We start from the raw sequence: 24,790 nt of genomic DNA, 5'->3' as shown, positions 1-24,790 counted from the left end.
CAGGCGCTAGACGAAGTCATGCAAAAACGCCCTCCAGACTGGTGGTCCGGGCCGCGAGCGGTTAACGTGCTGCGCTACTGGAAAACCGAGCGAGAGGGCGGGATGAAAGCACTGTTGATTGCTGGCAAGGCGCTGACCTTGTCGTTCTGGCTGGTATTCGGCGCGGCCCTGGTCAAATGGGTGGGGCCCCCCTTCGAACAACTGATCCACCTGCTGGCGGCATTCCTCCTGGTTCTGCATGGGGTGCAGCTCTGGCTGTTCGCCGACACCTTGACCGGGCGCAGCAATCCCTGGCTCGACCGGTTGCAGGTACTGCTGTTCGGCATCTTCCACCTCTACCCGCTGAAGCCGACGGTGGCGGCTGCCGCCGAGGCATCGGCCGCAGCCGAGGAGGCGGCGCATGCGTAATCTGCTGCTGGTGCTGTGGCTCGGCGCCGCCACGGCGGCAGCCGATACGCAGATCACGGTACCTTCCCACGCCCTGATGCGCCTGCCCAATGCCGGCAGCGCGTTGCAGCTGGAGCGTCTGGAAGTGGCGGATCATGCCACGTTGCTCATCCCGGCTACGCTCACGGAGCTGCGCATCGGCCAACTGCTGATGGGGCGCGAAGCACGTATCGGTGTGGCGCCCAGCGAGCAGGCGCTGCGCCTGGAAGTGCTGGACGGCGAGATCGCCCCGGGCGCCTGGATCAGCGCCAGGGGCGCCGCGGGCAGCTATCAGCGACCCGCGACAGCAGGACGTGAAATCCATCTGAAGCTGCACCGGCTGACCTTCGACGATCTCACTCTGGACGTACGTGGCGGGCGCGGCACGCCTGGCTATGCGGGCCTGGACGGCGCCCATGGCCAGCCGGGCGGTTGCACCTGGGGGCAGGCCAGTGCCGGCCATGACGGTCAGGACGGCAGCGACGGTCTGGCGGGCGCCGCAGGCGGCAAGGTGACGCTGGAAGCCGCGCAGCACGTCGAGGTGGAGCGTCTGCGCGTGCTGCTCGATGGCGGTGCAGGCGGCGAAGCCGGGGCCGCGGGGCGTGCCGGTCGCGGTGGCAAGGCCAAGGGTTGCCTGCTCTACGGAGTCGATGGCGCCCCGGATGGCAAGCCCGGGCAAGCCGGGCGCGAAGGTCCGGCAGGGCCCGATGGCGCGTTGCAGGTGCTGCGTTTCTGATCGAGGCGGGCAGCGTCCTCAGAAGGACGGACGCATCGCCACCAGCGCCATCAGCGACAGGCCGATCAGCAGGTTGCTGCCCACCAGCTTGCGAATCTTGCCCAGTACCTCGCCGCCGGCAGGCCAGTTCTCGCTGGCCACCGCGCGGCGCAGCTCCGGCAGCCGCAGCGCCTGGATGCGCAGGAACAGGGCGAGCATCACCAGATACAGACCGATCATGATCTGCACGTAGCGCGGTGCGCCATCGAGGCCGCCATGGCTCAGATGCAGCATGGCGAAACCGCTCAGCGGCAGCGTCACCACCGCCACCCAGACCCAGACGAAGAACTTCTCGAACACGCCCAGCCACAGACGCAGGCGCGCCGGCGCTTCCAGCGCCTGCACGGCAACAGGGCGCAGGATCATCCAGGCGAAGAACATGCCGCCGACCCAGATGACGGCGGCCAGCAGATGCAGGGCGTAGAGCGGGGCGTAAGGGGTCATGCGCGGTCTCCGGACGAGTGGGCAGGCCTCTGGCGAAACTCGAGGGCACGTGAGTCTGCGCCGAAGCGATTGGCGCGCTATGATAGCGGCCGATCCGCGAATACTGAAAATTTATCCAGCCTTTTTCGTTCCAGAACTCATGCTCAGTACCGAACTCAAGTCCCAGATCCAGGGCGCCTACTCGCGCTTTCTCGAAGCCAAGTCGCTGAAGCCGCGCTATGGCCAGCGTCTGATGATCGCCGAGATCGCCAAGGTGCTGGGCACCATCAAGACCGACGACGAGGGCAAGCGCCTGGGCGAGCCGGCCGTGGTCGCGGTGGAGGCGGGCACCGGTACCGGCAAGACGGTGGCCTACAGCCTGGCCACCATTCCCACCGCCAAGGCCGCCGGCAAGCGCCTGGTGATCGCCACCGCGACGGTCGCCCTGCAGGAGCAGATCGTGCACAAGGACCTGCCGGATCTGCTGCGTAACAGCGGGCTGAATTTCAGCTTCGCCCTGGCCAAGGGCCGTGGCCGTTACCTGTGCCTGTCCAAGCTCGATCACCTGCTGCAGGACGGCGCCGCGCAGAGCGCCACTGCCCAGCTGTTCGAGGAAGAAGGCTTTCGCATCGACGTCGACGAGCAGGGGCAGAAGCTGTTCACCGCGATGATCGAGAAACTGGCCGGCAACAAGTGGGACGGCGACCGCGACAGCTGGCCGGAGGAGCTGGAAGACAGCCGCTGGGCGCAGCTGACCACCGACCACAGCCAGTGCACCAACCGCCACTGCCCGAACTTCCAGCAGTGCGCCTTCTACAAGGCACGCGAGGGCATGGGCAAGGTCGACGTGATCGTCACCAACCACGACATGGTGCTGGCGGACCTGGCCCTGGGCGGCGGCGCGGTGCTGCCCGACCCGCGCGAGACCATTTATGTCTTCGACGAAGGGCACCACCTGCCGGACAAGGCCATCGGCCATTTCGCCCATTTCACCCGCCTGCGCTCGACCGCCGACTGGCTGACCCAGATCGACAAGAACCTGACCAAGCTGCTGGCGCAGAACCCGCTGCCGGGCGATCTCGGCCGCCTGATCGAACAGGTGCCGGAGCTGGCCCGCGAGCTCAAGACCCAGCAGCAGTTCATGTTCAGTGCCTGCGAGCAGATCGCCGACTTCAAGGCCGGCGAGGACATGGAGGGGCGCGAGCGCCCGCGTCACCGCTTCGTCGGCGGCGTGGTGCCGGAGCACCTGACCGAGCTGGGACTGGAGCTGAAGAAGGGTTTCTCCAAGCTCAACGACCTGTTCACCGGCGTCACCGAGCTGCTCAAGGAAGCCATGGACGGCGAGGGCGCGGTGGGCATCGCCAGCCATCAGGCCGAGGAGTGGTACCCGCTGTTCGGCAGCCTGATGGCGCGGGCCAAGGGCAACTGGGAGCTGTGGCTGGCCTTCACCGCCGAAGACCCCGAGGAAAGCCCGCCCATGGCGCGCTGGCTGACCCTGGCCGAGAGCGGCGCGCTGTTCGACATCGAGGTCAACGCCAGCCCGATCCTGGCCGCCGAAACCCTGCGCCGCAACCTGTGGAACGTCGCCCACGGCGCTCTGGTGACCTCGGCCACCCTTACCGCGCTGGGCACCTTCGACCGTTACCGCATGCGCGCCGGGCTGCCCAAGGTGGCGGTCACCGCCATCGTGCCGAGCCCCTTCCACCACGCCGATGCCGGGCTGCTGCGCGTGCCGGATCTGAAGGCCGACCCGCGCGAGGCGGCGCTGCACACCGCCGCCATCGTGCGCGAGTTGCCGGAACTGGTGGCCGGCAGCCGCGGCACGCTGGTGCTGTTCTCCTCGCGCAGGCAGATGCAGGATGTGTTCGACGGCCTCGACCGCGACTGGCGCAAGCGCGTGTTCATCCAGGGCAACCTGTCCAAGCAGGAGACCCTGAACAAGCACAAGGCGCGTGTCGACTCGGGCGAGGAGAGCGTGCTGTTCGGCCTGGCCAGCTTCGCCGAGGGCGTCGACCTGCCTGGCGCCTACTGCGAGCACGTGGTGATCGCCAAGATTCCCTTCGCCGTGCCGGACGACCCGGTGGAGGCGGCGCTGGCCGAATGGATCGAGGCGCGCGGCGGCAATCCGTTCATGGAAATCGCCGTGCCGGACGCCTCGCTGCGCCTGGTGCAGGCCTGCGGCCGCCTGCTGCGTACCGAGGCCGACCGCGGCACCATCACCCTGCTGGACCGGCGCGTGGTCACCCAGCGCTACGGCAAGGCCATTCTCAACGCGTTGCCGCCGTTTCGTCGGCAGATCGACTGAGTCACTCGCCTTTCTGGTGACTGCGCTCCAGATCGTCGCCCAGGCGTCCCAGTGTCGGCCTGATACCGGCGCGGTGGGCGGCGCGGGCCACGGCATGGGCGGCCAGGGGCGCGCTGGCCAGCAGGATGAGCAGGCCGAGCAGAGCCTCCAGGGCCAGTTCGCCACTGCTGGCCAGCGCCACGGCGCCCAGCAGCAGCACCGCGCCGAGTACTCCGGCCTTGCTCGCCGCGTGCATGCGGCTGTAGCTGTCCGGCAGGCGCAGCACGCCAATCGCGCCGAGCAGGGAAATCAGTGCGCCGGCAAGCACCAGCAGCGATGCCAGCCAGGCCTGTACTTCGTTCATGGTCGTTCCTCGCGTTTGCCCGGAAGCTGGCTGTGGGCGTCATCGAACAGGAAGGCGAAGGCCGCGGTGCCGAGGAACGACACCAGTGCCAGCAGCACGGCGACATCGACGAACAGCGCCTCGCCGCGCATCAGGCAGAGCAGCGCCATGGCGGCCACCGCCAGCAGGGTCAGGGCGTCGATGGCCACCGCACGGTCCGGGCGGCTCGGCCCGCGCAGCAGACGGTAGAGCACGATCAGCCCGCTCAGCGCGAGCAGGGCGGCGGCCAGGGGCAGGACCCAGGCGGCACCAGCCAGATGCAGGGTCATGGGCTTACTCCTTCGCGTTTGCCGGCATCGAGCCAGGCCAGCAGGCGGCGTTCCAGCTCGGTCAGAATGTGCGTCACGTCCTCGCTGCGCCGGGCGTCGAGGGCGTGGATGTAGAGAAGGCCGCGCTCCTCGTCGTATTCCAGGGCCAGGGTGCCGGGGGTGAGGGTCAACAGGGTGCCGAGCAGGGTGACCTTGTCCACCTCGCGGCGGGTGACCGGGTAGGCCAGCACTGCCGGCTCCACCTCCACCCGCCGTGCCAGCACCAGGGTGGCGACGTGGTAGGTGGCGAGGAACACCTGGGCGATGAACCACAGACAGAAGCTGATGCCATGTTCCAGGCTTTGCGCATAACGGCGCAGACGCGCCACGGCCAGGCCCAGCAGGCGGGCGAGCAGATAGAGCGCCGCGAAGGCCAGCAGGCCGCCGCCCAGATGAGCGCTGCCGAGGCTCCAGGCCAGGCCCGCGCTGGCCAGCAGATGGACGAGAAATGGCATCAGTTACCTCCCACTGCTGCGAAGGGCTGCAGATAGGCCTGCGGATCGGCCAGTTGCGCCGCGGCGGCCACCGCGTAGTCGATCAGGGGGCCGGCGCCCAGGCCGATCAATACCGTGAGCAGGGCCAGGCCGGCCATGCCCAGCCAGGCCGCGCGCATGCCAGGCACCGGCTGCAGCGCCTCCTCGCCCTGCGGATGGGGTTTGAGAAAGGCCTCGTTCCAGATCTTGTTCATCGACAGCAGGGTGAACACCCCGGTCAGCAGGGCGATGCCGGCAGCCCACCAGGCGGCGGCATCCAGGCTGGCCTTGACCAGCAGGAACTTGGCCCAGAAACCGGACAGCGGCGGTATGCCGGCCAGCGACAGGGCGGGGATGGCAAACAGCAACGCCAGCCAGGGCATGCGCCGGTACAGGCCGCCCATGGCCACCAGGCGTTCGGAGCCGCAGATGCGCGCGGCCAGCCCGCCGATGAAGAACAGGTTGGCCTTCACGATGATGTGGTGGATCAGGTAGAACACCGCGCCGGCCAGGGCCAGCGGGGTGGCCAGGGCGAGGCCGAGGATCATGTAGCCGACCTGGCTGACGATATGGAATGACAGGATGCGACGCACCTCGGTCTGCGCCGCCGCGCCCAGCACGCCCACCAGCATGGTGGCGCAGGCGACCCACAGCAGCAGCTGGTGCGGCAGACCGTATTCCGGCCAGAGCAGGGTCACCAGACGAATCAGCGCGTACACCCCGACCTTGGTCAGCAGGCCTGCGAACATCGCCGAGACCGCCGTCAGCGCCACGTGGTAGGTGGCCGGCAGCCAGCCGAACACCGGGAACAACGCGGCCTTGATGGCGAACGACAACAGCATCAGCAGCAGCGCCGGGGTGACGCCGGGCGGCGCTTCGCCGCTGCGCATGATCATCGCCAGCTCGCCCATGTTCAGCGTGCCGCTGGCGCCGTAGACCAGGCCGGCGGCGAGCAGGAAGATCAGTGTGGCGAACAGGTTCAGCGCCACGTAGGTCATGCTGCCGGCCAGCCGGCGGCTGCCACCGCCCAGGGCCATCAGGGCGAAGGAGGCGATCAGCAGCACCTCGAACCAGACGTAGAGGTTGAAGATGTCGGCGGTGATGAAGGCGCCGCAGATGCCGGTCAGCAGGCCCTGGACGAACAGGTGGAAATCGCGGCCGATGCGCGTGTCGTTGTCCTTGGCTATGCCGTAGAGCAGGGTGACCAGGGCGATCAGTGCGCTGATGGCGATCATCACCGCCGACAGGCGATCGATCACCAGGCTGATGCCGAACGGCGCCTGCCAGCCACCGACCTGGCCGCTGAGCACCACGCCATGAGCCGCCTGCCAGACCAGCGCCAGGCCCGCCGCCAGCAGCAGGCCGGTGCCGCCCAGGCTGAGCGCGCGCACCGCCAGCAGATGGCGCCGCAGCACGGTGGCCAGCAGCAGGCTGCACAGCGGGATCAGAATCGGTGCAACGAGCAAAGCCTGGTTCATCGACGTGCCTCTGCGCCGTTGCCATCGCTTTCATGTTCGCCGGCATGCCAGTCCGGCGCCGGCTGCTCGGTGATCGAGCTGACCGAGTCGGTGGTCTTGTCGCCGTGCAGTTCGCGGGTGCGCTTGAGCAGTGCCAGGGCGAAGACGAACAGGCTGAAGCCGATGACGATGGCGGTCAGCACCAGTGCCTGCGGCAGCGCATTGGCGGTACTGGCGCCGTTGCCGGCGTCGACGAAGGCCGGACGTTCGCCGAAGAAGCGTCCGGCAGTGAGTACGCCGAGGTTTATCGCGTTGCCCAGTACCACCACCCCCAGCACCACGCGCTTGAGGTTGCGGTCCAGAAGCATCCACAGACCCAGCCCGGCCAGGCCTCCGGTAGTGATTGCGGCGAGCCATTCCATCAGTGGCGTACTCCCGTCAGCTTGTCGATCATGTGCAGGGCGGAGCCGAACACGGTGAGGAATACGCCGACATCGAACAACAGCGGCGTACCCAGCGGCAGTCCGCCGGGGAAGATCCATAGGCCGGTGAGAAAGGCGCTACCGGCGAGCAGGCCGAGAATGCCGGCACCTGCCGCGCAGCCCAGACCGATGCCGATCAGCTGTGCCGGTGGCAGCGGCAGCACCCGGCGAATCTGCCCGTGGCCGTAGGTCAGCACCAGCAGGATCAGGCCGCAGGCCGCCACCAGACCGCCGATGAAGCCGCCGCCCGGCAGGTTGTGGCCACGCCACAGCAGCAGCAGCGAGGCCGCCATCATCAGCCAGGCCAGCGGGCGCAGGCCCTGGCGCAGCAGCGGCGAGGTGAAGGCGTCTTCGCCGCCGTGCTCGTTGCCGATGCGCTGGCCACTGCCGAGCAGACTGGCGGCGGCCAGGGCGGAAAGGGCCACCACGAGGATCTCGCCCAGGGTGTCGAAGGCGCGGAAGTCCACCAGAATCACGTTGACCACGTTGTGCCCGTGCCCGCCCGGCAGGCTGTTGGCCTGGTACCACTGGGCGACCTCGCCCGGCAGCGGCAGGCTGACCGCCAGCAGCAGGGCGCCGGTCACGCTGAGGCCGAAGAGGATGGCCACGCCGGCATGCAGGCGGCGCTTCCAGGGGGCGCGTGCGCCGCTCGGCGGCACGGTGGGCATCTTGCGAAACACCAGGGCGAGGAAGATCAGGCTGAGGGTTTCCACCATCAGCTGGGTCATGGCCACGTCCGGCGCGTTGACCGAGACGAAGATCATCGCCAGGCCCAGGCCGCAGGCGCCGAGCGCGGCCAGCAGGGTCAGGCGCCCAGGGAGGAAGGCCGCCGCCACGCCGCCGGCCAGGGCCACCAGGCAACCGGCCGCGCCCAGCAGGGAGATGGGGCTGTAGCTGCCCTGCAGCAGTTGCGGCAGCGCCGGCAGCAGGCCGACGGCCAGCAGCCCGCCGACCGCCAGGGCCAGCAGCACCAGATGCTGGCGCAGCGAACCGTGCTGAAAGCGTGCCGCCAGCAGCCCGGCGAAAAAGAACACGCGCTTGAGCAGGCGATCCCAGAGCAGGTCGCCACTGACGTTCCAGGCAGCGTTGGCGCGATCCAGCACCTGCCTGACGCGATCGCGCAGCAGGTAGAAAAACACCCCCAGCGAGACCGTCACCAGGCTCGCCACCAGCGCCGGGGTAATGCCGCCCCAGAGGTACAGATTGACGTCCACCGGGCCGCGCGCCACCGCCTGCACGGCCGTATTGACCAGCCAGGTCTCCGGCCAGGCGTTCCAGGCGCCGAGGAAGAAGCCGCCGATGGCCAGCAGCATGGGGCCCAGCCACATCGGCAGGCCAACCTCGTGCGGCGTGCGCGGGTAGTCGCCACGCCTGCCGAGGAAGGTTTGCAGGAATACCAGGCCGGCGGCGGCGAACAGCAGGGCATTGGTGAGGATCATCACCAGGGTCACCGCCCAGCCGATATGACCCATCTCGATCAGGCCGCTGTACTTGAACTCCTTGGCGATGAAGCCGAAGAACGGCGGCAGGCCGGCGTTGGAGAACGCCGCCAGGGCCACGGCGGCGCCGGTCAGCGGCATGAAACGGATCAAACCGCCCAGGCGCGCCAGCTCGCGGGTGCCGGTGGCGTGGTCGATGGCGCCGACGGCCATGAACAGCGCACCTTTATAAAGGGAATGCGCCACCAGATAGAGGACGAAGGCCTGCAGGCCATAGCTGGTGTTGGTGCCGATCAGCATGGTCAGCTGGCCCAGCACGGTCACCGTGGTGTAGGCCAGCAGGCGCTTGAGGTCGGTCTGGCGGAAGGCGAGGAAGGCGCCCAGTACCGCGGTGGCGGCGCCGAAGGTGATCAGCAGGGTGCCCCAGCCGATGGAACCGCCGAGCACAGGATTGAGTCGGGCGAGCAGGTAGATGCCGGCCTTGACCATGGTTGCCGAGTGCAGATAGGCCGACACCGGGGTCGGTGCGTTCATGGCATTGGGCAGCCACAGGTGGAAGGGCACCTGCGCCGACTTGGTGAAGCAGCCCAGCAGCACCAGCAGCATGATGGCCGGCAGCAGCGCGTGGCCTTCGATCTGCTCGGCGCTGAGGCTGGAGAACTGCCAGTTGCCGGTGGCGCCGCCGAGCAGGATCAGCCCGGCCAGCAGTGCCAGGCCGCCACCGCCGGTGATCAGCAAGGCCTGCAGCGCAGCGCGGCGCGATACGGCTTTGTCGTGCTGAAAGCTGATCAGCAGGAACGAGGCGATGCTGGTCAGCTCCCAGAACACGAACATCGCCACCAAGTCGTCGGCCAGCACCAGGCCGAGCATGGCCAGCATGAACACCAGCAGGTAGGCATGAAAGCGCCCTAGATGGACATGGCTGGACAGGTAACTGCCGGCATACAGCACGATCAGGCTGCCGATGCCGCTGATCAGCAGGGCGAACAACAGGGAAAGCCCATCCAGGCGCAGGCTCAGGTTGATGCCCAGCGCCGGAATCCAGCTCAGGCTCTGCAGCACGGTCTCGCCACCGGCCACCAGCGGAATCTGCTGGACGAACCAGATGAACGCCACCAGTGGTGCCAGCATCAGCAGCCAGCCGGTGCGGGCGCCCAGCAGGCGCGTCAGCGCCGGCGCCGAGACAGCAGCCAGGGCGATCAGGGACAGTAGGTAGAGCACGCATTTCTCCTGTGCCAAGCGTCGGGGCCAAGGCTGCCGATAGACCGCGAACGCACTTCAGGTTGGCTCCAGCCTGCCTGGTAAAGGGCGCATGGCGGGCCGGTCATATCAGGCCGCGCTTTTTTCCAGCATAGGAAAAACCAATCGAAGATCGCTATTTTATGAAGTTTCAGAACATTGCATGATAGGCGGCCTTCGTTGCCGCCACGCTTGGCGCGCCACCCGAACAGGAGAACAGTGTGCAGATTCAGGGCTATTTCGACTTGCGCTTCGAGGCGGTGAAAGAGGCGTTCGCCGCCCTGTTCGAGGACCCGCAGGAGCGCGGTGCGGCCCTCTGCGTCAAGGTCGGCGGAGAGACGGTGATCGATCTGTGGGCCGGGGTGATGGACAAGGATGGCCGGCAGGCCTGGCACAGCGACACCATCGCCAATCTGTTCTCCTGCACCAAGCCGTTCGCCGCCGTGGTGGTCCTGCAGCTGGTGGGCGAAGGCAAGCTGGACCTGGACGCTCCGGTGGCCCGCTACTGGCCCGAGTTCGCCGCTGCCGGTAAGGAGCGCATCAGCGTGCGTCATCTGCTCTGCCATCAGGCCGGGCTGCCGGCGCTGCACCAGATGCTGCCGGCCGAAGCGCTGTACGACTGGCAGACCATGACCAGCGCGCTGGCCGCCGAAGAGCCCTGGTGGCCGCTCGGCGAGGGGCATGGTTATGCGCCCATCACCTACGGCTGGCTGGTCGGCGAGCTGATCCGTCGGGTGGAAGGGCGTGGCCCCGGCGAGAGCATCGCCGCGCGCATCGCCCGGCCATTGGGGCTGGATTTTCATGTCGGCCTGGCCGACAGCGAATTCGACCGCGTCGCCCATATCGCGCGCGGCAAGGGCAACCTCGGCGACGCCGCGGCGCAGCGCCTGCTGCGGGTGATGATGAGCGAACCTGCGGCCATGAGCACCCGCTCGTTCACCAATCCGCCGTCGATCATGACCAGCACAAACAAGCCCGAGTGGCGGCGCATGCAGCAGCCGGCCGCCAACGGCCATGGCAATGCGCGCAGCCTGGCGGGGTTCTACGCCGGGCTGCTCGACGGCAGCCTGCTGGAGAGCGAGCTGCTCGGCGAGATGACCCGCCAGCACAGTCTCGGTGAAGACAAGACCCTGCTGACGCGCACCCGCTTCGGCCTGGGCTGCATGCTCGATCAGGCCGATGTGGCCAATGCCACCTACGGCATGGGGCCCCGGGCGTTCGGTCATCCGGGAGCGGGGGGCTCCAGCGGGTTCGCCGACCCTGATCGGGACCTGGCGTTCGGCTTCGTGACCAACAATCTAGGACCGTTCGTCTTGATGGACCCCCGAGCGCAGAAACTTGCGCAAGAGATTGCGGACTGTATCTGATTGAAGCGGCTAAACTTGCGCCAGCTGATCGATACCATCCATAACGATCCGACCATTAGACTTGTGTGACCTCGGGGGCTTCATGCGTGCCAACACCATTTTCGCTTTCACCTGCTGCCTGCTGATTGCGGGCTGCGCCGGCTCGGAAAAGAAGGAAGTCGCCAAGGCGGCCGTGATGCCGCCGCCCCAGGTGACCCGCGCCTGGCTCGACGAGTACGAGCCGAAGCTGCGTGAAGCGGTCAAGGGCAGTCACTTCGAATTCGAGCGCCGCGAGAACCTGCTGGTGGTCACCGCACCGGTGCAGGGCTCGTTCAACCCGGACCGCCCGCACATGCTGCTGCCGGTCAGCCTCGGCCCCATCACTCGCGTCGCCAAGCTGCTGGAAAGCGACGAAGACATGGCCGTCGTGGTGCTCGGCCATGCCGACAGCAGTGGCGATGCCACCCGCAACCGTGAACTGAGCGACCAGCGCGCCCGCGCCGTCACCTCCATCTTCCGCCTCAGCGGCCTCAAGCAGAACCGCCTGCAGGTCATGGGCCTCGGTTCGGACATGCCGCGCGCCGCCAACGACAGCGCTGCCGGCCGCGCACTCAACCGCCGCGTCGAGATTCTGCTGACCTCGCGCGACACCATGCAGGGCCTGATCGCCAAATACAGCCAGCCGGCCAAGGCCGATGCCATCGACGGTCCCAAGGTAGCTGCCGCAGATCAAGGAAAATTGAGCAAGTCGGAGTAAGCTTGGCGGCATTTCCCCTCTGTGAGGAACTGCCATGACCCAGACGTTGGCCGACATGCGCCGCGACTACACCCGCGACGGCCTGAGCGAAGCCCAGGCCCCGCTGGATCCCTTTACCCTGTTTCGGCAGTGGTTCGATGATGCGGTGAAGACCGAGCAGTTGCCGGTCGAGCCCAATGCCATGACCCTGGCCACGGTCGACGAGGACGGGCGCCCGCACTGTCGGGTGTTGCTGCTCAAGGGACTCGACGAGCGTGGCTTCACCTTCTTCAGCAACTATGAAAGCGCCAAGGGTCGCCAGCTGGCGGCGCGCCCCTATGCCGCGATGACCTTCTTCTGGCCGAGCCTGGAGCGTCAGGTGCGTATCGAAGGGCGGGTCGAGCGTGTCACGCCGGCCGAGTCCGATGGCTACTTCCAGGTGCGCCCGCTGGGCAGCCGCATCGGCGCCTGGGCCTCGCCGCAGAGCCGGGTGATCCGGGATCGCGCCGAGCTCGAGAATCTGCTGGCGGAAACCGAGAAGCGCTTTCTCAATCAGGCCCCGCACTGCCCACCCCACTGGGGTGGCTATCGCCTGCTGCCCGAGCGCATCGAGTTCTGGCAGGGGCGGCCGAGCCGCTTGCATGACCGCCTCGATTACCGCCTGCAGGGCGAGGCCTGGATCCGTCAGCGCCTGGCGCCCTGAAACGCCTGCCTTCGCTGGCGTAGCGCGCCAGCGATCAGCCTACAATGGCGGCCTCACCCGCGAGGCCGCCTGCATGCTCGAACTCGACTCCACCCTGGCCCAGCACATCGTCGATCGTGCCATGGCCATCCTGCCGCACAACATCAACGTCATGGACGCCCAGGGAATGATCATCGGCAGCGGTGATCCCAGCCGTCTGCATACCCGTCACGAGGGGGCGCAACTGGTGCTGGCCAACCGCCGCGTGGTGGAGATCGACGCCCAGGCCGCAGCCTGCCTGCGTGGCGTGAAGCCCGGGGTCAATCTGCCGCTGCTGCATGCCGAGCAACTGATCGGCGTGCTGGGGATCACCGGCGATCCGGACATCGTCAGGCCTTACGCCGAGCTGGTACGCATGGCTGCCGAAATGCTGGTCGAGCACCGCGTGCTGCAGGCCGAGCGGCACTGGCAGCGGCATCAGCAGGAGGCCTGGCTGCGCCAGCTGCTGGATCCGCAGCAGCGGCTCAGCAGCCTGGAAGTCGAGGCCGAACGCCTGGGGCTGCAGCTCACCTGGCCGCGGCAGATATGCCTGCTGCGTCTGGTGGAGGAGGGCGATCCGCTGCCGCGCCAGGCACGTCTGCTCGCCGCGCTGGGTAGCAAGAGCGAGCATCTGCTGGCGCCGCTCGGGCGCCACGAGCTCTTGTGGTGCAGGCCGTACAGCGCCGGTCGCGATGACCATGCCTGGTTGGCGCAGGCCGATGAGCGTGAGTGGGGCATACGCTCGCTGGCGCTCAGCGACCCGCTGCACGACCTGGCCGAGCTGCGTCAGGCCAGCCTGGTGCTGCGCGACCTGCAGGCCTATGGCCTGGCGCGTTTTCCGGAGCGTCGCCTGTTGCCCTTGGAAGAGCTGCGTCTGCCGACCTTGCTCCATGCTCAGCGCCACAGCTGGTTGCTGCAGGGCTGGCTGGCGCCGCTGCGCCGGGTGTTGGCGCAGGACCCGCACGGCACCCTGCGCGCCACGCTGGAGGCCTGGTGCGCGCATGACGGCCAGGTGCAGCTGTGCGCGCAGGCGCTGGGCATCCACCGCAACACCCTGCGTTATCGTCTGGAGCGTATCGGCGAGCTCAGCGGACTGGACCTCGATCGCCTGGATCAGCGCCTGCAACTGTCGCTCGGGTTGGGCCTGCTGGAGTCGGGCGAGGCCGATTGATCCGCGAGCGCAGTCAGTGGATCGATCTTGTGGTCAAAGGTTGTGCATGTGCACAGCCGAAGCTGCATATGAATGCGCGTTGGTGGTGCCTGCGCACAGGGCGGGGCGAGGGTGGGCTGGGCGACAATTGAGGCGCCTGTCGGCATTCCCATCCGGGCCTGACGCCCGCCATAACAACAATGAGGAGACTGGTCATGGGCCTGGTCCTGATTCTGCTGGCACTGATCGCGTTCATCGTGCTGTCCACCACCCGATTGAAGCTGCATCCCTTTCTCGCCCTGCTGGCCGCGGCGCTGATCGCCGGTTTCGCCTACCAGCTGCCCAGTGGCGAAATCATCAAGACCATCACCGCCGGGTTTGGCGGCATCCTCGGTTACATCGGCATCGTCATCGTGCTCGGTACCATCATCGGGGTGATGCTCGAGCGCAGCGGTGCGGCCATCACCATGGCCGAGACGGTGATCCGTCTGCTGGGCCAGCGCTTTCCCACCCTGACCCTGTCGATCATCGGCTATCTGGTGTCGATTCCGGTGTTCTGCGACTCCGGCTACGTCATTCTCAACTCGCTGAAAAATGCCCTGGCCGCGCGCATGAAGGTTTCCGTGGTGGCCATGAGCGTGGCCCTGGCTACCGGCCTGTACGCCACCCACACCTTCGTGCCGCCGACGCCGGGACCGATCGCCGCCGCCGGTAACCTGGGCCTGGAAACCTCGCTGGGCCTGGTGATTCTGGTCGGCCTGCTGGTGGCTGCGGTCACCGCGGTGGCGGGCATGCTGTGGGCCAATCGTTTCCTCAAGCAGGACGACCACGAGCTGCTGGAAGAAGCGCCCAGCGAGCTGCTCGCCGACAATGTCGATTTCGCTGCGCTGCGTGCCCGCTACGGCAAACTGCCCAGTGCCTGGAAGGCGTTCTCGCCGATCTTCGTGCCCATCGTGCTGATCTGCCTCGGCTCGGTCGCGGCCTTTCCCAGCAAGCCGCTCGGCGAGGGCGTGCTGTTCGAGCTGCTGAGCTTCCTCGGCCAGCCGGTCGCCGCCTTGCTGGTCGGCCTGGTGCTGGCCTGCTCGCTGCTCAAGGGCGAGGGCAAGCGGCAGCAACTGCACGATCACGTGGCGCACGGCCTCAAGGAAGCCGCGCCGATTCTGCTGATCACCGGTGCCGGTGGCGCTTTCGGCGCGATTCTCAAGGCCACCGCGCTGACCGGCTATCTGGGCGACACCCTCTCGGCTCTGGGCATCGGCCTGTTCATGCCCTTCCTGGTGGCCGCCGCCCTGAAGAGCGCGCAAGGTTCGTCCACCGTGGCCCTGGTCACTACCTCGGCCATGGTGGCGCCGCTGCTGGGCAACCTGGGTCTGGACAGCGAGATGGGCCGCGTACTGACGGTGATGGCCATCGGTGCCGGTGCCATGACCGTATCCCACGCCAACGACAGCTTCTTCTGGGTGGTGACCCAGTTCAGCCGCATGAAAGTGGCCACCGCCTATCGCGCCCAGACCATGGCCACCCTGGTTCAGGGCGTGGCCGGCATGCTGGCCGTCTGGCTGCTCAGCCTGGTTCTGCTGTAATCCGCTTTATCGGCGGGCGACCTCGGGTTGTCCGCTCCTTTCGAGGTGTTTCATCATGAAAATCGTCATCGCTCCCGACTCCTTCAAGGAGAGCCTCAGTGCGCCCGAGGCGGCTGCAGCCATCGCGCGCGGCTGGCAGCGGGTGTTCCCCGCGGCCGAATGCCTGCTGCGACCCATGGCCGACGGCGGTGAAGGCACGGTGGATGCGCTGCTCGCCGCGGTCGGTGGCGAGCGCCGCGAGTGCTGGGTGCGCGGTCCCATGGGCGAGCCTGTGCGCGCCCACTGGGGCTGGCTGGGGGAGGGCACCGCGGTGATAGAGATGGCCGCCGCCAGCGGTCTGCACTGGGTGCCGCGCGAGCAGCGCGATGCCCTTGTAGCCAGCAGTTTCGGTACTGGCGAGCTGATCGCCGAGGCGCTGCAGGCTGGCGCCTCGCGCATCATCCTCGGCCTCGGCGGCAGCGCCACCAACGATGCCGGAGCCGGCTTGCTGCAGGCCCTGGGCATGCGCTTTCTCGATGACCAGGGTCGCGAACTGGCGGCAGGTGGAGCGGCACTGGCGGCGCTCGATCAGCTGGATCTGAGCGGCCTGGATGCGCGGCTGCTGCAGGTGCAGATCGAGGTCGCGGCAGACGTCGACAACCCGCTGTGCGGTGCGCGCGGAGCCTCTGCGGTGTTCGGGCCGCAGAAGGGCGCCACACCCGAGCAGGTTGCCGAGCTGGATACGGCCCTCGGCCGTTTCGCACGCATCGCCGCCGCGACGCTGGGCGAGGATCATGCCGAGTTCCCCGGTGTCGGCGCGGCCGGAGGGTTGGGGTTTGCCGCACGCGCCTTCCTCAAGGCCACCTTTCGCCCGGGTATCGAACTGGTGGCCGAGCTGTCCGGCCTGGCAGAGGCGGTGCAGGGCGCCGATCTGGTGATCACCGGCGAGGGACGGATGGATGCGCAGACCCTGCACGGCAAGACGCCGGTCGGTGTCGCGCGCGTCGCGCAGGATGCCGGCGTGCCGGTGATCGCCCTGGCCGGCAGCCTGGGTGAGGACTATCAGGCGCTCTACGATGCAGGTATCGAGGCAGCCTTCAGCCTGGCGCCGGGCCCGCTTTCGCTGGAGCAGGCCATGGCCGCTGCGGCCGGCGAACTCGAGGCCCGCGCGGTGGATATCGCCAGACTGTGGCACCTGGCCCAGGCCGGCGCTCGTTGAGCGCGGGCTGCGGGCAGAACCTAACTGAACTGTCTCTGTCTGAATCTACTATTGTTGGTGCAGGCTCGTGACAGTCGCGCGGACGCGGCGTCTAATGGATCGAGACATCTCTGGAGGAATTGCTATGCGTAAACCCACTCTGCTCATTACCTCGCTGGCCGCGCTACTGGCCCTCGGCGGCTGTCAGTCCAGCCTGACCGGAGACACCTATAGCCGCAGCGAGGCGCGGGCCGTGCAGACGGTACGCATGGGCACCATCGAGTCGCTGCGACCGGTGAAGATCGAGGGTACCAAGACCCCCATCGGCGCAGGTGCCGGTGCGGTTGTCGGTGGCATCGGCGGCAGTGGCATCGGCGGTGGCCGCGGCAGCGCGGTGATGGCGGTGGTCGGCGCGGTGGCCGGCGGCCTGCTCGGTGCCGCAGCCGAGGAAGGCCTGACCCGCACCCAGGGTGTGGAGATCACCGTGCGCGAGGACGATGGCACGCTGCGCGCCTACGTGCAGGAGGTCGAGCCCAACCAGGTGTTCCGCGTCGGTGAGCGCGTGCGCATCATGACCGTCAACGGCACCAGCCGCGTCACCCACTGAGCGCGGCCCAGAGCCGGAGTAGCTGCAGGGCTGCTCCGGCTTTTTTATGCCTGCCAGTAAAACCTCGGCCTGTGCCGGAAGGGATGCTCGGCGCCATTGGTAAAAAAGCTTGGTACATGCCTGTTGCCGCAGCCTGCGGCTGCTACTCTCGATGCCCGTTGGGCACGCCTGGGGCCGCGTGGTGTAACCAAGTGTGTTTAGTAATACTTCAATACATGACGTTGCATTGATAGTTATGGATAATCGGCGGTTATTCTTGTGCCGACAACGACTTAGCTGCTTCGTTGTGGTGCATTGGGGATTACCGTCAGGGAGTTGCGACTCCAATTCTCGTCGTCGGGACCGCGTTTCCGGCGTGCCAGCATAAGGGGTTTTGCCGATGGCGCTTGCGCTGATTGTCGCCTTGCCATTTCTTGGATTGTTTCTGCCGGTACTGGCCGACCGGCTGGGGCGCTCCGCCTGCGCCGTGGCCGCTGCCGTGGCGCCCGTGGTGGCGCTGGTCCTGCTGTTCAACTATCAGCCGGCGGTGTTTGCCGGCGAGGTGCTGCGGGTCAAGCTGGAGTGGCTACCCCACCTGGGCCTGAATCTCAGCCTGCGCCTCGATGGCCTGGGCTTTCTGTTCGCCCTGCTGATCCTCGGCATCGGCCTGCTGGTGATCCTCTACGCCCGCTACTACCTGGCCAAGACCGAGCCGATGGGTCGTTTCTTCGCCTTCCTGCTGCTGTTCATGGGCGCCATGCTCGGCGTGGTGCTGTCGGAAAACCTGCTGTTGATGCTGATGTTCTGGGAGCTGACCAGCCTGTCGTCGTTCCTGCTCATCGGTTTCTGGGGGTCGCGTTCCGATGCCCGCAAGGGCGCGCGCATGGCCCTGGCGATCACCGGTGGCGGAGGGCTGGCGCTGCTTGCCGGGATCCTGCTGCTCGGCCATATCGCCGGCAGTTTCGAACTGTCCCAGGTGCTGGCCGCCGGCTACGCGATTCGCGCCCACGAGCTGTATCCGCTGGCTCTGGCCCTGGTGCTGCTGGGCGTGTTCACCAAGTCGGCGCAGTTCCCGTTCCATTTCTGGCTGCCGCACGCCATGGCTGCACCGACGCCGGTTTCGGCCTATCTGCACTCGGCGACCATGGTCAAGGCCGGCGTGTTCCTGCTGGCGCGTCTGTACCCGGCACTGGCCGGTTCCGAGTGGTGGTTCTACATGGTCAGCCTGACCGGCCTGGCCACGCTGCTGGTGGGCGCGGGCATGGCGCTGTTCCAGCATGACCTCAAGGGGCTGCTGGCCTACTCGACCATCAGCCACCTGGGCCTGATTACCCTGCTGTTCGGTCTGGACACCCGCCTGGCTGCGGTCGCCGCGGTGTTCCACATCATCAACCACGCGACCTTCAAGGCGTCGCTGTTCATGGCGGCGGGCATCATCGACCACGAAACCGGCAGCCGCGACATGCGCCGCATCAACGGCTTGTGGAAGTACATGCCGCACACCGCCGTGCTGGCCATGGTGGCCGCTTCGGCCATGGCCGGGGTGCCGCTGCTCAACGGCTTCCTGAGCAAGGAGATGTTCTTCACCGAAACCCTGCACCAGCACCTGCTGGGCGGCTTCAACTGGGTGATTCCGGCTGCCGCGACCCTGGCCGGCGTGTTCTCGGTGGCCTATTCGCTGCGTTTCATCCACGACGTGTTCTTCAACGGCGAGCCGCTCGATCTGCCCAAGTACCCACCGCACGAGCCGCCGCGCTACATGAAGGTGCCGGTGGAAGTATTGGTGTTTCTCTGCCTGCTGGTCGGCGTGGTGCCGGCCTACACCGTGGCGCCGCTGCTGGCCGCGGCGGCTACTTCCACCCTGGGTGGCGACCTGCCGGAGTACAGCCTGGCGATCTGGCACGGCTTCAATCTGCCGCTGCTGATGAGCTTCATCGCGCTGTTCGGCGGCATCCTCGTCTACGCCTGCCGCAAGCCGCTGTTCCGTTGGTACGAGGGGCTGCCAAACCTGGATGCCAAGGACGTGTTCGATCAGGTGGTGCGCTACCTGACCCGCATGTCGGTGCGCATCACCACGTTTCTGGAGTGCGGGTCGCTGCAGCGTTACCTGGCCTGGATGATCGGCAGTGCCCTGACTCTGGTGGTGGTGGCGCTGTCGCCGCTCGACAGCCTCAGCGGTAGCGTGGCGATGACTCCGCTCGATCCCCTGACCGTGATCGGCATGCTGATCCTGATGGTGACCGCGGTGCTGACGGTGATCTTCCACCGTCGCCGACTGGTGGCGCTGATCATTCTCAGCGGTGCCGGTCTGATGGTGGCGCTGGCCTTCGCCCGCTTCTCCGCCCCGGATCTGGCGCTGACCCAGCTGTCGGTGGAGGTGGTGACCATCATCCTGCTGATGCTCATCCTGTACTTCATGAGCGACCGCACGCCGGCCGAATCAAGCAGCCTGCGCGGGCTGCGCGACCTGGTCCTGGCGCTGGGCAGCGGCACCATGGTGGCGATGCTGACCTACGCCGTGCTGACCCGGCCGTATCAGAGCATCTCCTCGTTCTTCCTCGAGAACAGCGTTTCCGGAGGCGGGGGAACCAACGTGGTCAACGTGATCCTGGTGGACTTCCGCGGCTTCGATACCCTGGGCGAGATCACCGTGCTGGCGATTGCCGCCATCGGTATCTATGCCTTGCTGCACAGCCTGCGCCTGCCGCACCCGACCCACGACAAGAACGGTCGCCCCTGGTCCAGCGATGCCCACCCGATGATTCTCGACAACCTGGCCCGCGCCATGCTGCCGATGGCGCTGCTGATTTCGGTGTTCATCTTCCTGCGTGGCCACAACCTGCCGGGCGGCGGCTTCATCGCCGGTCTGATCACCTCGGTGGCGTTGATTCTGCAGTACATCTCGCATGGCGTGACCTGGACCCAGGAGCGCCTGAAGTTCAGCTATCACGCCACCGCCGGCTGGGGCGTGCTGATCGCCGGTCTCACCGGTCTGGGCAGCTGGGCCTTCGGCTCGCCGTTCCTGACCTCGGCGTTCGGCCATTTCCATATTCTGCTGATCGGCGAAATCGAACTGGCCACCGCCATTCTCTTCGATCTCGGGGTGTATCTGGCCGTCGTCGGCGCCACCCTGCTGATCCTTTCCAACATCGGCCATGTCAGTCAGGACGAGTCGTGCAAGGAGGTCATCTGATATGGAGGCTATGTTCGCGATCACCCTTGGGGTACTGGCGGCCAGCGGCGTCTACCTGCTGCTGCGGGCGCGCATCTTCCCGGTGGTGATGGGCCTGACCCTGATTTCCTATGCGGTCAACCTGTTCATCTTCGCCACGGGGCGGCTGGGCACCGGCGTGCCGGCGGTGATCGGCAAGAGCGCCGAATACGGCGACCCGCTGCCGCAGGCGCTGGTGCTGACCGCCATCGTCATCGGCTTCGCCATGACCGCTTTCGTCGTGGTATTGGCCCTGCGCGGCCTGGGTGAGTTGAAAACCGATCACGTCGATGGCGAGGAGCCGCGCGCATGAGTCACGCCATCATCCTGCCCGTTCTGCTGCCGATGTTCTTCGGCGCGCTGCTGTTGGTCGGTCACGGCTGGTCGCGTGAGATCAAGCGGGGTATTTCCCTGCTGGGCTGCCTGGCACTGCTGCCGGTGTGCATCCATCTGCTGCTGCTGGCCGGGGCAGGGCAGTTGCAGGTCTATGCCCTGGGCAACTGGGCTGCGCCGTTCGGCATCATGCTGCTGCTGGACCGTTTCAATGCGGTGATGCTGCTGCTGACCGCGCTGCTCGCCACCTTCGCCCTGCTGTACGCCTGCCGCGGCGAGGATGAGCAGGGGCCGAACTTCCATGCCCTGTTCCAGTTCCAGTTGCTGGGCATCAACGGTGCGTTCCTCACCGCCGATCTGTTCAACCTCTTCGTGTTCTTCGAGATCCTGCTGATCTCGTCCTACGCGCTGCTGTTGCACGGCAATCGCGCCAGTCAGGTCAAGGCCGGGGTGCACTACGTGGTGCTCAACCTGCTGGGGTCGTCGTTCTTCCTGATCGGCGTCAGCCTGCTGTATGGCCTGACCGGCACGCTGAACATGCCCGACCTGGCCGCCCGCGTGGCCAGCGCCGATGTCGCCGATGCGCCGCTGCTCAAGGCCGCCGCCTATCTGCTGCTGATCGTCTTCGGCCTCAAGGGGGCGGTGCTGCCGCTGTACTTCTGGCTGCCGCGCGCCTATGCCGCGGCGCCGGCCTCGGTGGCTGCGCTGTTCGCCATCATGACCAAGGTCGGCTTCTACGCCATCGTGCGGGTGTTCACCCTGATCTTCGGCGAGCAGGCCGGGCCGCTGGCCAATCTGGGGCACGAACTGCTCTGGTGGCTGGCCCTGCCGACCATCGCCCTGGGCGTGATCGGCGCCCTGGGCGCACGCCAGTTGCAGGTGCTGCTGGCCTATCTGGTGGTGGTGTCGGTGGGCATGCTGATGGCCGGCTTTGCCATCGGCACCGCCGCGGCGCTGAGCGCCGCGCTCTATTACCTGGTGCACAGCACATTGATCAGTGCCGCGCTGTTCCTGCTCGCCGGCCTGGTGGTCGCCCAGCGTGATTCGGCCGGTGGCGATCTGCAGCAGGAGCGCGTGCTGCGGCAGCCGCTGTTGCTGGGTTGCCTGTTCTTCTTCGGTGCGATTTCCGTCGCCGGTCTGCCGCCGTTTTCCGGCTTCATCGGCAAGATGCTGCTGCTGCGCGCGGCCGAGCCGGGCTGGCAGGCCTGGAGCCTGTGGCCCGTGGTACTGATTGGCGGCTTGCTGACCCTGATCGCCCTCAGTCGCGCCGGTACCACGCTGTTCTGGCTTGGCCAGCAAACGTCGCCGTCGACGGCTGCGCCGGCCGATCGCATCAGTCTGTTGGCGGCCCTGGGGTTGCTGCTGGCCAGCCCGCTGCTGCTGATCGGCGCCGCACCGATCCTGGCCTATCTGGAAGCGGCAGCGGTGCAGTTGCTCGATCTGCAGCCCTACCTGTCGATCATCGCCGGAGGTGCGGCATGAAGCGTTTCTTCCCCCATCCCCGGATGATGCTGGTGCTGGCGGTGCTCTGGCTGCTGCTGGTCAACACCCTGAACCTCGGCCATGTGCTGCTCGGGCTGTTCCTTGGTTGGGCCATCGTCAACCTGTGCAGCGACTTCCTGCTGCACGTGCCGCGGGTCCGCAAACCGCTGGGGCTGGTGCTGTTCATCGGCAAGGTGTTCTACGACATCGTGGTGGCCAACCTGCAGGTGGTGCGCCTGGTGCTGGGGCCGAAATCCCGTCTGCAGCCGGCGTTCGTCGAGGTGCCGGTGGAGATCGACAACGAGTTCGTGTTGTCCGCACTGGCCTGCATCATCTCGCTGACCCCGGGGACGGTGTCGGCGAACATCAGTTCCGATCACAGGACGCTGCTGCTGCACGGGCTCGATGTGCCGGATCGCGACGAGCTGGTCGCGACGGTGAAGAGCCGTTACGAAGCGCCCTTGCTGGAGATATTCGAATGCTCGAGAACGTAGTCTTTCTGTGCATGGGCATCCTCACGCTGGCCATGCTGCTCAACGTCGCGCGCATGGTCGAGGGGCCCAACGTGGTGGATCGCGTGCTGGCGCTGGATACCCTGTACATCAACGCGCTGGCGCTGATCGTGCTGTTCGGCATCTGGCTGGCATCGGATCTGTTCTTCGAGGCCGCGCTGCTGATCGCGGTGATGGGCTTCGTCGGCACGGTCGCAGTGGGCAAGCACCTGCTGCACGGCGACATCATCGATTAAGGGAGAATGCCCATGCCGTTCTGGCTGGAACTGTTGATTTGCGCCTGCCTGATCCTCGGCAGCCTGTTCGCCCTGGTCGGTGCCATCGGTCTGTATCGCCTGCCGGATTTCTTCACCCGCCTGCACGGGCCGACCAAGGCCACGACCCTGGGCGTCGGCGGCACGCTGATCGCCTCGATGCTCTTCTTCGCTCATCACACCGGCAGCCTCAGCCTGCACGAGGTGCTGATCACGCTGTTCCTGTTCCTCACCGCGCCGGTCAGCGCGCATATCCTGTCCAAGGCGGCCATGCAGCAGAAGGTCGAGCTGACCGAGCGCACGCGGGGCCAGCCCTGGGACGACGATCACTGACGGTCGCCCACTGCCAGGCGCTTCTCGCGCCTGACTGTCACTGTCGCTGAGCAATCGCAGCCCCTACACTGCAGCTTTCGACAGGGAGAGTGCGATGCAGGGTAGGGGCAGTGCGCTGGCGATGGCCGCGCTGGTACTGGCGATGGCGCTGTGGGGCAGCTCCTTCATCGCGCTCAAGCTGGCGTTCGCCGAATTGCCGGCATTGTGGGTGATCGCCGGGCGCATGCTGCTCGGCGCGCTGGTGTTTCTCGCCGCCTGGCGCTGGCGCGGGCGTGTCGACTACCGCCGGGGTGACTGGAAATACCTGCTGGCGCTGACCGCCTGCGAACCCTGTCTGTACTTCATCTTCGAGGCCCTGGCGCTGCAACACACCAGCGCCTCGCAGGCCGGCATGATCACTGCGCTGCTGCCGCTGCTGGTGGCCCTTGGCGCCTATCTGTTCCTCCGTGAGCGTCTCACTCGCACCACCCTGGCCGGCTTTGCCCTGGCACTCGGCGGCGCGCTCTGGCTGAGCCTGGCCGGCAGCGCCGACGAGCATGCGCCCAATCCCTTGCTGGGCAACTTCTTCGAGCTGCTGGCGATTCTCTGCGCCACCGCCTATACGCTGCTGCTCAAGCACCTGACCGGGCGCTATTCGCCCTTCATTCTGACCGCGCTGCAGGCGTTGGTCGGCTCGCTGTTCTTCGTGCCGCTGGCGGCGTGGCAGGCCGACTGGCCGAGCAGCTTCAGCCCCCAGGGGCTGGCGGCAGTGGCCTACCTCGGCGTGGTGGTGACGGTGGGCGCCTATGGACTGTTCAATTTCGGCGTCAGTCGTCTGCCGGCCAGCCAGGCCACGGCCTTCACCAACCTGATCCCGCTGTTCACACTGATGTTCGCCGCCGTGCTGCTGGGCGAGCGCTTGAGCGCTGAGCAGATGTTGGCGGCGGGGCTGGTGTTCGTCGGGGTATTGCTCAGCCAATGGCGCAGCCGCGCACCACTGCCGGCCGGTGTGCTGGATTGAAAGGCGAGTCGCAAAGATGAGTCAGTTGCTCATGCGCCAGGCCGCCAGCGGGGATATCGAGGCGCTCTGTGCGCTGCTCCTCGAGCATGGGCCCAACCCCTGGAATCATCTGCCGGAGGCGGAGGTGCGCAGCCATCTTGCAGCCATCGCCGAGGGTGCGACGCTGGCGGTGCTGGCCGAGGAGCAGGGGCGCTTGCAGGGGTTCGTCAGCTATCGCCTGACCAAGGATTTCGCCACCCATCAACCGCTGGCGTGTGCCGGCGACGTACATGGCTATATCTGCGAGGCGGTGGTGCATCGCGACTGCGTCGGCCGCGGACTCGGCGCCCGCCTGCTGGGCGAGGCGGTGCAGGACCTCTGGCGCCTGGGCGTGCACGACATCTATATCGATCGCCACGAGGAGAATGCCGCCTCGGCCGGAATGATGCGCAAGGCCGGTTTCACCGAGCTGCTGACCTACGCCGATCCGGCGCGGCGGCCCAACGGCTCGGGGCGTTCGACGCTGTGCTGTCTGCGTCACGAGGATCTGTGATGCTTCGGTGGCCCAGGCATCGCTGTTCTGCTTAGCACCGTGTTTCACTTCGAAAAACGGCCGAATAGCCTTATCTCGGCTGCGAGTATCACGAGAGCCGTGAGCTGGCGCATCACTGTAGGGTG

25 protein-coding genes are annotated in these 24,790 nt (G+C 66.9%); 18 read left to right on the top strand and 7 right to left on the bottom strand.

The genetic code is table 11. The features are described 5' to 3' along the window. Positions 1 to 66 precede the first annotated feature (66 nt). Positions 67 to 408 (top strand): DUF1145 domain-containing protein, encoded by a 342-nt coding sequence (locus L1F06_RS17315; protein WP_232460365.1) that lies wholly within the window; start codon positions 67 to 69, stop codon positions 406 to 408. After that, positions 401 to 1,162 carry a hypothetical protein gene (locus L1F06_RS17310; RefSeq protein WP_012018007.1) on the top strand — a complete coding sequence of 254 codons (762 nt, stop codon included), beginning with the start codon at positions 401 to 403 and terminating at the stop codon, positions 1,160 to 1,162. The genes L1F06_RS17315 and L1F06_RS17310 overlap by 8 nt, the downstream gene beginning before the upstream one ends. Before the next feature lie 18 nt (positions 1,163 to 1,180). On the opposite strand, the gene L1F06_RS17305 is transcribed toward L1F06_RS17310, so the two are convergent. Then, complete coding sequence (locus L1F06_RS17305; protein WP_003245547.1) at positions 1,181 to 1,645, bottom strand: CopD family protein; 465 nt, start codon at positions 1,643 to 1,645, stop codon at positions 1,181 to 1,183. Positions 1,646 to 1,784: 139 nt separating this feature from the next. On the opposite strand from L1F06_RS17305, the gene dinG reads away from it, so the two are divergent. Continuing rightward, complete coding sequence (dinG, locus tag L1F06_RS17300) at positions 1,785 to 3,929, top strand: ATP-dependent DNA helicase DinG (protein ID WP_012018009.1); 2,145 nt, start codon at positions 1,785 to 1,787, stop codon at positions 3,927 to 3,929. A 1-nt stretch (position 3,930) separates the two neighbouring features. Here the strand turns inward: dinG and mnhG are convergent, their stop codons facing one another. From mnhG to mbhE, 6 genes are read right to left on the bottom strand one after another with little or no spacing between them, the layout of a single operon-like run. Further along, on the bottom strand, positions 3,931 to 4,272 hold the full coding sequence (gene mnhG / locus L1F06_RS17295) for a monovalent cation/H(+) antiporter subunit G (RefSeq protein ID WP_003245543.1): 342 nt from the start codon (positions 4,270 to 4,272) through the stop codon (positions 3,931 to 3,933). Beyond that, positions 4,269 to 4,580 (bottom strand): MrpF/PhaF family protein, encoded by a 312-nt coding sequence (locus L1F06_RS17290; RefSeq protein WP_003245540.1) that lies wholly within the window; start codon positions 4,578 to 4,580, stop codon positions 4,269 to 4,271. The genes mnhG and L1F06_RS17290 overlap by 4 nt, the downstream gene beginning before the upstream one ends. After that, positions 4,577 to 5,074, bottom strand: a complete 498-nt coding sequence (locus tag L1F06_RS17285; protein WP_096826009.1) for a Na+/H+ antiporter subunit E — start codon at positions 5,072 to 5,074, stop codon at positions 4,577 to 4,579. Before L1F06_RS17285 ends, L1F06_RS17290 begins: the two co-directional genes overlap by 4 nt. Continuing rightward, the gene (locus L1F06_RS17280) at positions 5,074 to 6,570 is read right to left on the bottom strand and encodes a proton-conducting transporter transmembrane domain-containing protein (RefSeq protein ID WP_129481546.1); all 1,497 of its coding nucleotides are present in this window, start codon (positions 6,568 to 6,570) and stop codon (positions 5,074 to 5,076) included. The genes L1F06_RS17285 and L1F06_RS17280 overlap by 1 nt, the downstream gene beginning before the upstream one ends. After that, positions 6,567 to 6,971, bottom strand: coding sequence for a Na+/H+ antiporter subunit C (locus L1F06_RS17275; protein ID WP_003245535.1), 405 nt, complete (start codon positions 6,969 to 6,971; stop codon positions 6,567 to 6,569). Before L1F06_RS17275 ends, L1F06_RS17280 begins: the two co-directional genes overlap by 4 nt. Beyond that, a complete protein-coding gene (mbhE, locus tag L1F06_RS17270) occupies positions 6,971 to 9,691 on the bottom strand; it encodes a hydrogen gas-evolving membrane-bound hydrogenase subunit E (RefSeq protein ID WP_012018013.1) in 2,721 nt (906 codons plus the stop codon). The genes L1F06_RS17275 and mbhE overlap by 1 nt, the downstream gene beginning before the upstream one ends. A 239-nt stretch (positions 9,692 to 9,930) precedes the next feature. Between mbhE and L1F06_RS17265 the strand changes: the two genes are divergently transcribed. From L1F06_RS17265 to L1F06_RS17195, 15 genes are all read left to right on the top strand, one after another. Next, on the top strand, positions 9,931 to 11,076 hold the full coding sequence (locus tag L1F06_RS17265) for an EstA family serine hydrolase (RefSeq protein ID WP_003245532.1): 1,146 nt from the start codon (positions 9,931 to 9,933) through the stop codon (positions 11,074 to 11,076). Positions 11,077 to 11,158: 82 nt separating this feature from the next. Then, positions 11,159 to 11,812, top strand: a complete 654-nt coding sequence (locus L1F06_RS17260; RefSeq protein WP_003245530.1) for an OmpA family protein — start codon at positions 11,159 to 11,161, stop codon at positions 11,810 to 11,812. A 34-nt stretch (positions 11,813 to 11,846) separates the two neighbouring features. After that, a complete protein-coding gene (pdxH, locus tag L1F06_RS17255) occupies positions 11,847 to 12,494 on the top strand; it encodes a pyridoxamine 5'-phosphate oxidase (RefSeq protein WP_012018014.1) in 648 nt (215 codons plus the stop codon). Positions 12,495 to 12,567: 73 nt separating this feature from the next. Continuing rightward, a complete protein-coding gene (locus L1F06_RS17250; RefSeq protein WP_012018015.1) occupies positions 12,568 to 13,683 on the top strand; it encodes a sugar diacid recognition domain-containing protein in 1,116 nt (371 codons plus the stop codon). Positions 13,684 to 13,877: 194 nt separating this feature from the next. Further along, entirely contained in the window at positions 13,878 to 15,245 is a 1,368-nt protein-coding gene (locus tag L1F06_RS17245) for a GntP family permease (protein ID WP_129481545.1), read from the top strand. A gap of 55 nt (positions 15,246 to 15,300) precedes the next feature. Continuing rightward, entirely contained in the window at positions 15,301 to 16,443 is a 1,143-nt protein-coding gene (locus L1F06_RS17240; protein WP_129481544.1) for a glycerate kinase, read from the top strand. Positions 16,444 to 16,567: 124 nt separating this feature from the next. Further along, complete coding sequence (locus L1F06_RS17235; RefSeq protein WP_003245518.1) at positions 16,568 to 17,029, top strand: outer membrane lipoprotein; 462 nt, start codon at positions 16,568 to 16,570, stop codon at positions 17,027 to 17,029. A gap of 379 nt (positions 17,030 to 17,408) precedes the next feature. Then, positions 17,409 to 20,201, top strand: a complete 2,793-nt coding sequence (locus L1F06_RS17230) for a monovalent cation/H+ antiporter subunit A (protein ID WP_129481543.1) — start codon at positions 17,409 to 17,411, stop codon at positions 20,199 to 20,201. A gap of 1 nt (position 20,202) precedes the next feature. Continuing rightward, positions 20,203 to 20,532: a Na+/H+ antiporter subunit C gene (locus L1F06_RS17225; protein ID WP_003245515.1), complete on the top strand. Its 330-nt coding sequence runs from the start codon at positions 20,203 to 20,205 to the stop codon at positions 20,530 to 20,532. Further along, on the top strand, positions 20,529 to 22,034 hold the full coding sequence (locus L1F06_RS17220; protein WP_129481542.1) for a monovalent cation/H+ antiporter subunit D: 1,506 nt from the start codon (positions 20,529 to 20,531) through the stop codon (positions 22,032 to 22,034). Before L1F06_RS17225 ends, L1F06_RS17220 begins: the two co-directional genes overlap by 4 nt. Beyond that, positions 22,031 to 22,528 (top strand): Na+/H+ antiporter subunit E, encoded by a 498-nt coding sequence (locus L1F06_RS17215; RefSeq protein ID WP_003245511.1) that lies wholly within the window; start codon positions 22,031 to 22,033, stop codon positions 22,526 to 22,528. Before L1F06_RS17220 ends, L1F06_RS17215 begins: the two co-directional genes overlap by 4 nt. Then, positions 22,513 to 22,782, top strand: a complete 270-nt coding sequence (locus L1F06_RS17210) for a K+/H+ antiporter subunit F (protein ID WP_003245509.1) — start codon at positions 22,513 to 22,515, stop codon at positions 22,780 to 22,782. Before L1F06_RS17215 ends, L1F06_RS17210 begins: the two co-directional genes overlap by 16 nt. A 12-nt stretch (positions 22,783 to 22,794) precedes the next feature. Further along, entirely contained in the window at positions 22,795 to 23,133 is a 339-nt protein-coding gene (locus L1F06_RS17205) for a Na+/H+ antiporter subunit G (RefSeq protein WP_003245508.1), read from the top strand. A gap of 94 nt (positions 23,134 to 23,227) precedes the next feature. Continuing rightward, positions 23,228 to 24,133: a DMT family transporter gene (locus L1F06_RS17200; RefSeq protein ID WP_129481541.1), complete on the top strand. Its 906-nt coding sequence runs from the start codon at positions 23,228 to 23,230 to the stop codon at positions 24,131 to 24,133. Positions 24,134 to 24,149: 16 nt separating this feature from the next. Then, positions 24,150 to 24,665: a GNAT family N-acetyltransferase gene (locus tag L1F06_RS17195; protein ID WP_129481540.1), complete on the top strand. Its 516-nt coding sequence runs from the start codon at positions 24,150 to 24,152 to the stop codon at positions 24,663 to 24,665. Positions 24,666 to 24,790: the final 125 nt, after the last annotated feature.

The organism is Pseudomonas hydrolytica (genome assembly GCF_021495345.1).
GTDB classification, from domain to species: Bacteria; Pseudomonadota; Gammaproteobacteria; order Pseudomonadales; family Pseudomonadaceae; genus Aquipseudomonas; species Aquipseudomonas hydrolytica.
This window is presented reverse-complemented; position numbering and strand designations above follow the sequence as displayed.

Bases quoted from the DNA above. Each gene is read 5' to 3' on its own strand.
- L1F06_RS17235 (WP_003245518.1), top strand. From the start codon at position 16,568: ATGCGTAAACCCACTCTGCTCATTACCTCGCTGGCCGCGCTACTGGCC.
- L1F06_RS17310 (WP_012018007.1), top strand. From the start codon at position 401: ATGCGTAATCTGCTGCTGGTGCTGTGGCTCGGCGCCGCCACGGCGGCA.
- L1F06_RS17210 (WP_003245509.1), top strand. From the start codon at position 22,513: ATGCTCGAGAACGTAGTCTTTCTGTGCATGGGCATCCTCACGCTGGCC.
- L1F06_RS17260 (WP_003245530.1), top strand. From the start codon at position 11,159: ATGCGTGCCAACACCATTTTCGCTTTCACCTGCTGCCTGCTGATTGCG.
- L1F06_RS17215 (WP_003245511.1), top strand. From the start codon at position 22,031: ATGAAGCGTTTCTTCCCCCATCCCCGGATGATGCTGGTGCTGGCGGTG.
- L1F06_RS17195 (WP_129481540.1), top strand. From the start codon at position 24,150: ATGAGTCAGTTGCTCATGCGCCAGGCCGCCAGCGGGGATATCGAGGCG.
- L1F06_RS17250 (WP_012018015.1), top strand. From the start codon at position 12,568: ATGCTCGAACTCGACTCCACCCTGGCCCAGCACATCGTCGATCGTGCC.
- pdxH (WP_012018014.1), top strand. From the start codon at position 11,847: ATGACCCAGACGTTGGCCGACATGCGCCGCGACTACACCCGCGACGGC.
- L1F06_RS17220 (WP_129481542.1), top strand. From the start codon at position 20,529: ATGAGTCACGCCATCATCCTGCCCGTTCTGCTGCCGATGTTCTTCGGC.
- L1F06_RS17275 (WP_003245535.1), bottom strand. From the start codon at position 6,971: ATGGAATGGCTCGCCGCAATCACTACCGGAGGCCTGGCCGGGCTGGGT.
- L1F06_RS17200 (WP_129481541.1), top strand. From the start codon at position 23,228: ATGCAGGGTAGGGGCAGTGCGCTGGCGATGGCCGCGCTGGTACTGGCG.
- L1F06_RS17230 (WP_129481543.1), top strand. From the start codon at position 17,409: ATGGCGCTTGCGCTGATTGTCGCCTTGCCATTTCTTGGATTGTTTCTG.
- L1F06_RS17240 (WP_129481544.1), top strand. From the start codon at position 15,301: ATGAAAATCGTCATCGCTCCCGACTCCTTCAAGGAGAGCCTCAGTGCG.
- L1F06_RS17305 (WP_003245547.1), bottom strand. From the start codon at position 1,645: ATGACCCCTTACGCCCCGCTCTACGCCCTGCATCTGCTGGCCGCCGTC.
- dinG (WP_012018009.1), top strand. From the start codon at position 1,785: ATGCTCAGTACCGAACTCAAGTCCCAGATCCAGGGCGCCTACTCGCGC.
- L1F06_RS17280 (WP_129481546.1), bottom strand. From the start codon at position 6,570: ATGAACCAGGCTTTGCTCGTTGCACCGATTCTGATCCCGCTGTGCAGC.
- L1F06_RS17290 (WP_003245540.1), bottom strand. From the start codon at position 4,580: ATGACCCTGCATCTGGCTGGTGCCGCCTGGGTCCTGCCCCTGGCCGCC.
- L1F06_RS17285 (WP_096826009.1), bottom strand. From the start codon at position 5,074: ATGCCATTTCTCGTCCATCTGCTGGCCAGCGCGGGCCTGGCCTGGAGC.
- L1F06_RS17205 (WP_003245508.1), top strand. From the start codon at position 22,795: ATGCCGTTCTGGCTGGAACTGTTGATTTGCGCCTGCCTGATCCTCGGC.
- mnhG (WP_003245543.1), bottom strand. From the start codon at position 4,272: ATGAACGAAGTACAGGCCTGGCTGGCATCGCTGCTGGTGCTTGCCGGC.
- L1F06_RS17225 (WP_003245515.1), top strand. From the start codon at position 20,203: ATGGAGGCTATGTTCGCGATCACCCTTGGGGTACTGGCGGCCAGCGGC.
- L1F06_RS17245 (WP_129481545.1), top strand. From the start codon at position 13,878: ATGGGCCTGGTCCTGATTCTGCTGGCACTGATCGCGTTCATCGTGCTG.